This window comes from Parashewanella curva (assembly GCF_003675895.1).
Classification (GTDB): domain Bacteria; phylum Pseudomonadota; class Gammaproteobacteria; order Enterobacterales; family Shewanellaceae; genus Parashewanella; species Parashewanella curva.
Genome location: NZ_ML014892.1, coordinates 1 through 4,498 on the forward strand (window position 1 = coordinate 1; position 4,498 = coordinate 4,498).

Consider the following 4,498-nt stretch of genomic DNA (forward strand, 5'->3'; position numbering starts at 1 on the left):
CTTGTTGTGTTTGCAAACTGATAAGTACTATAAAATTGCTCCTTTCGCACTATTTGTCAAAGTCATCCCATTGATAATTAATGATCTTTTCATGATGTTTGTCGATCTAAAAGATCTACACCCAAAGCAAATCCAATCACAGTGATTGTTGATGAATTCCAAGACATTCAAAGGGTAAACCCAAGCTTATTCTCTGATATTCAGAACTTATGGGACTCATCAAAGCAATCTTCTATGATGCATTTGATCTGTTGTGGATCTCTCTACAATATGATGACTCGGATCTTTAAAGGGAAAGATGAGCCACTACTCAACAGAGATGATCGCTTCTTTAAAATTCAGCCTTTAAAGCCAACTTATATTCGCTCTGTAATAGAAGACCATGGTAAGTTTGATTCCGAAACAATGCTCAATTGGTGGTGTTTATCAGGCGGTATTCCTAAGTATCTAGAATGGTTAGCGAGCTTTGCGAATGAGAGCGCCAATATTTTTGAAGAGGTTATTTCAGACTTTTCACCTTTTATAAAAGAAGGGACACATCGCCTAGTTGAAGACTTTGGCTCTGAGCATCGTATCTACTTCGATATTCTTGGTGCTATTTCACAGGGAAACACCAGTCGTTCACAGATTGAAAATTATCTAGGAATTGGTGTCGGTGTGCATTTAGAAAAGTTAGAAGAAGATTTTGACTCTATTACAAAGATGCGTCCGATAACGTCTAAAGAAACGTCGAGGGATGTTCGGTACTCGATATCAGATCCATTTTTAAAATTCTGGTTCCGTTTTATTCACGCTAACAAAAGCGCTGTCGAGATGGAGAACTACGCTTACATCAAGCGACACATAGCCAGAGATTTTGAAACCTACTCAGGCTGGGAACTTGAGTCTTTATTTGAAGCCATTTTAATGGAATCAAATCAGTTCGGTCGCATTGGCGGTTATTGGGATAGCAAAGGCAAAAATGAGATTGATATTGTCGCTATTAATGATCTTGATAAGAAAATACTCATTGTTGAAGTTAAACGAAACCAGCAAAAGTATAAAGAAGCCAAACTTATTGAGAAATCTCATGATCTACTTAAAAAGTTAAAGCTGAAAAATTATGAGATTACCTACCGTGGCTTCTCACTAGATAACCTAGTTGAAGTGATGGATGAGTTTGTAGGCTAGGAGGTGTATAGAGGTTATTTTTAAGTCATAGAATGTTTGTCTATCACTAAGCATTTAGCTATCGTTGCAATACTATGTATAACAAATGGTAGCAATATGAAAACTGAAATGCTCAGCACTCGTATCGATCAGGAGACTAAATTAGCTTTTACTCACATTTGTGATGAGGTAGGTTTAAGTCCATCGCAAGCACTAAAGCTGTTTGCTAAAGCCGTGTCAACTATGGCGGAATCCCGTTCGAACTGCGCTCAAGAACTCCAAACGCTAAAACCCTTGAAGCCATTAAAGAGCTGGAAAGTGTGGAAGGTAACAAGACTAATGACGTAAAGACAATGTTTGCCGAACTTGGAGTCAACAAGGCATAAAATGTATCAACTCGAATACTCAAGGCAATTTAAGAAAGACTTTAAAAAGGTTGCTAAGCTTTCTATTCCTTACATCAACACTACCCTGTCACGGTGACAGAGTTACGATTGCTTAGTCGTAAACTTACTGAGAAAAAGACGCTATAAATAAAGGAACGTTATTGAGGTATGGAGAAAGACTCGCTTGCCGACAGTTTTCAGAAGATAAGACCTTAAATTCCGAATGTAAAACCATGTATCGGGTTATCCCACCGAGTGACCTATCATCATTGAGAAGCTGGCGCCTAATTCTCTGCCTAGGAACAATGATTGAGCGACCATTATGTTCCATCAGCACTTTTCCATCGGTCGATAAAGCACTCCCGCATATAGGCAAAAAGTTCAAAACTGCGCTACATCCGGCTTCTGCTTCGGGAATGCTCCTTAACTCTCTTACTTTGTCTTGTGCTTGTTGAGCTAAATCTGGTTGTTCAAGAAAAAACTTGTGAAGGTTTGAGTGGAAACTTGAATCAACATTAAAGCCCCCCCAAAAGCCAAGGCCATCTTCTCCAACAGCTTTTATTCCTTCATCAATAAGAATTGTTTGAAGTTCATCTCTATTCCTTTTTGCAATTATTCCCTTAAAGAAGCCGCTTGTATATTCAAGCATTCCAGTAACATTGCGCTCGTAAGGTGATACTCTTTTAACTAATATGTGGTCGGTATTTGAACACTTAATATTGGCATAGTTACTAAGTTCGTAAGTTTTACCATTTTCTACAAATTGGTGCTCTGTAGGATTTTCCCAGAGACAATGAGCAAAATTATCAGTTTTATTGCCACAAATATTTGTCACTGTAGTCATATCAAACCTTCTACACAGTAACTCTAAACTCAAGTAACAATCTAAATCTTGCTGAGTTGTAATTTCAACAAAATGAATGATGATTAATTTATGGCCATTTTTTACACGTCACTCTCTAACTAGCCCATTTCTGGTTTGAGCATTAGTTGAACTTAAGGGAGGTCAGCGTGGCCGGTTACTACAACATCATAAAACTCTAATATATTCTTGGAGTGTTAGATGCTCATCCATTTTGTCGTTAAAGAATTTAAGCATTGATTGATAAACACTCTCATAAAATGTATCGCAAAGCTTATTTTGTCTTGCTCGACAAATTTTATTGCCGTTGTTAAAAAGTGAAACAGTGTATTTTTTCACTGAACCGCAGGCTTGGGGAGCGGGTGATAAGTGAATTGGAATGATTAACTTATGTTCTCTTCCTGTAGACTCTGCCAGTTTTTCAACAATTAACTCGGAGTCGCCAACATTTATTACGTTGATTTTCAAACCATCTACAGTTTGGTAATAGGTTGCAAGTATAGGATTAATCGATTCTGTAGGAGTCATAATTACCTCAATGTGTGAAAATGTTCTGACTTAACCTCTCCGTAAACGCTATTCTTCTCAGTCTGAATGAGAAGTAGTCCAAAAATAAGTCAACTCACAATCTTAAACCCTCTAAAGCCTGTAACAGAAACACTGCCTTTAGAGGCATTTTCAATGTGGTTACTCCACCATTCCATCATTGGTCTTCTGCGCTTGAGATATTTAGCATGATTGTAGGCATCTCTTACTTGGTTATCATCCACGTGTGATAATGCCACCTCAATTAAATCACGATTAAAACCTTCTGAGTTTAACGTGGTACTGGCGAGTGATCTTAGTCCGTGGCTGACTAATCGATTAGCAAAGCCCATTCGCTTTAATGCCATATTGGCTGTTTGGCTATTGCAATGAGATTTTGGTTCACGGTCAGAAGGGAACACATATTCACGGTGACCGCTAATAGGATGCATCACTTGTAAAATCCTAATCATAGAGTCAGTTAAAGGGATAACATGCTCACGGCGGCGCTTTATCTTTTCAGCGGGAATTGTCCAAGTTTTCTCTTCAAGATCAATTTCACTCCATTGAGTCATGGCAGCTTCAACTGGACGGGGCATGGTGTGCAATTGCCATTCAATTAAACAGCGAGTACTTCGCTTAATAGAAGCATTAGCAATTGTCATCATTAACTCAGGTAATTCTTCAGGCTTTAGAGATAACATGTTTTCAGGCTTTGGCTTCTTAAAGCCAGCGTTAATGCCACTTAGAGGATTGGCAAAGATAAGCCCAGTATTTACGGCAAACACCATGATTTCATTGAGACGCTGACAAAGGCGTTTGACTGTCTCTAGGTGTCCAGCTGCCTCGATGGGCTTAAGTAGCTGGATCATGTTTGGTGCTGTAATGGTGGAAATTGGTATTTTGCCAAACTTGGGGAAAACATAACGCTCTAATGAACGCCAAACATCTTCGGCATAATTTTCAGAGACACTATGCTTTTTGATTTCGAACCATTGCTCACTCACTCGTTTTAGCGTGTTATAAGCAAGGTCTTTTTCTATTTGTCTTTGTTGATTTCGATGCTCTTTAGGATCGATACCTTGAGCTAAGATAGCTCTGGCATCAATGGCTTGCTTTCTTGCCATAGCTAGAGTTACGCTGGGGTAGGCGCCAAGTCCCATATTTATCCGCTTTCTGGTTAGCGGATGAAGATAGTTAAAGTTCCAAGACTTGGTACCCGTTGTACGCACTCTTAGTTGCAGTCCATCACCATCACATAGCACTTTATCTTTGGACGAAGGTTTGACTCCCTTGATTTCCTTATCGGTGAGTCGAGTTACTTTTTTACCCATTTTCATCACCTTAGTAGAAACGTGTATTACAGAAATTACTCCTAGTTGTGAGTGAATACCACAAGGAATACTAAATTTAATGGTTGTAATAAAAACTAGATGGAAGTTACTGGATGTTAATACTCAAGTTTCGGAGTTCATTTTTAGCTAAAATCATGGGAACTTTTCAGTTGAAATAGCCTCTTGGCGTAATGTAAAAGTATCCATTTGCATGACTTGATTAAAAAACTTGGTTACTTCTT

Annotated in this window: 4 protein-coding genes and 1 pseudogene; 2 read left to right on the plus strand and 3 right to left on the minus strand. The window is 38.6% G+C overall.

Annotated elements, in window-relative coordinates; genetic code table 11:
* Positions 1 to 270: 270 nt before the first annotated feature.
* A complete protein-coding gene (locus D5018_RS20675) occupies positions 271 to 1,170 on the plus strand; it encodes an ATP-binding protein (RefSeq protein ID WP_243637485.1) in 900 nt (299 codons plus the stop codon).
* 108 nt (positions 1,171 to 1,278) lie between these two features.
* A pseudogene (locus D5018_RS22465) lies at positions 1,279 to 1,535 on the plus strand (type II toxin-antitoxin system RelB/DinJ family antitoxin).
* Positions 1,536 to 1,659: 124 nt separating this feature from the next.
* Here D5018_RS22465 and D5018_RS20685 read toward each other — a convergent pair.
* From D5018_RS20685 to D5018_RS20695, 3 genes are all read right to left on the minus strand, one after another.
* Positions 1,660 to 2,379 (minus strand): hypothetical protein, encoded by a 720-nt coding sequence (locus D5018_RS20685; RefSeq protein ID WP_121840870.1) that lies wholly within the window; start codon positions 2,377 to 2,379, stop codon positions 1,660 to 1,662.
* A gap of 186 nt (positions 2,380 to 2,565) precedes the next feature.
* On the minus strand, positions 2,566 to 2,925 hold the full coding sequence (locus tag D5018_RS20690) for a hypothetical protein (RefSeq protein ID WP_121840871.1): 360 nt from the start codon (positions 2,923 to 2,925) through the stop codon (positions 2,566 to 2,568).
* 89 nt (positions 2,926 to 3,014) lie between these two features.
* The gene (locus tag D5018_RS20695; RefSeq protein WP_121840872.1) at positions 3,015 to 4,256 is read right to left on the minus strand and encodes an integrase domain-containing protein; all 1,242 of its coding nucleotides are present in this window, start codon (positions 4,254 to 4,256) and stop codon (positions 3,015 to 3,017) included.
* Positions 4,257 to 4,498: the final 242 nt, after the last annotated feature.

What these genes read in the sequence shown, in the direction of transcription:
- D5018_RS20690 (WP_121840871.1), bottom strand. Translation starts at nt 2,925, where the DNA reads ATGACTCCTACAGAATCGATTAATCCTATACTTGCAACCTATTACCAA.
- D5018_RS20675 (WP_243637485.1), top strand. Translation starts at nt 271, where the DNA reads ATGATGACTCGGATCTTTAAAGGGAAAGATGAGCCACTACTCAACAGA.
- D5018_RS20685 (WP_121840870.1), bottom strand. Translation starts at nt 2,379, where the DNA reads ATGACTACAGTGACAAATATTTGTGGCAATAAAACTGATAATTTTGCT.
- D5018_RS20695 (WP_121840872.1), bottom strand. Translation starts at nt 4,256, where the DNA reads ATGGGTAAAAAAGTAACTCGACTCACCGATAAGGAAATCAAGGGAGTC.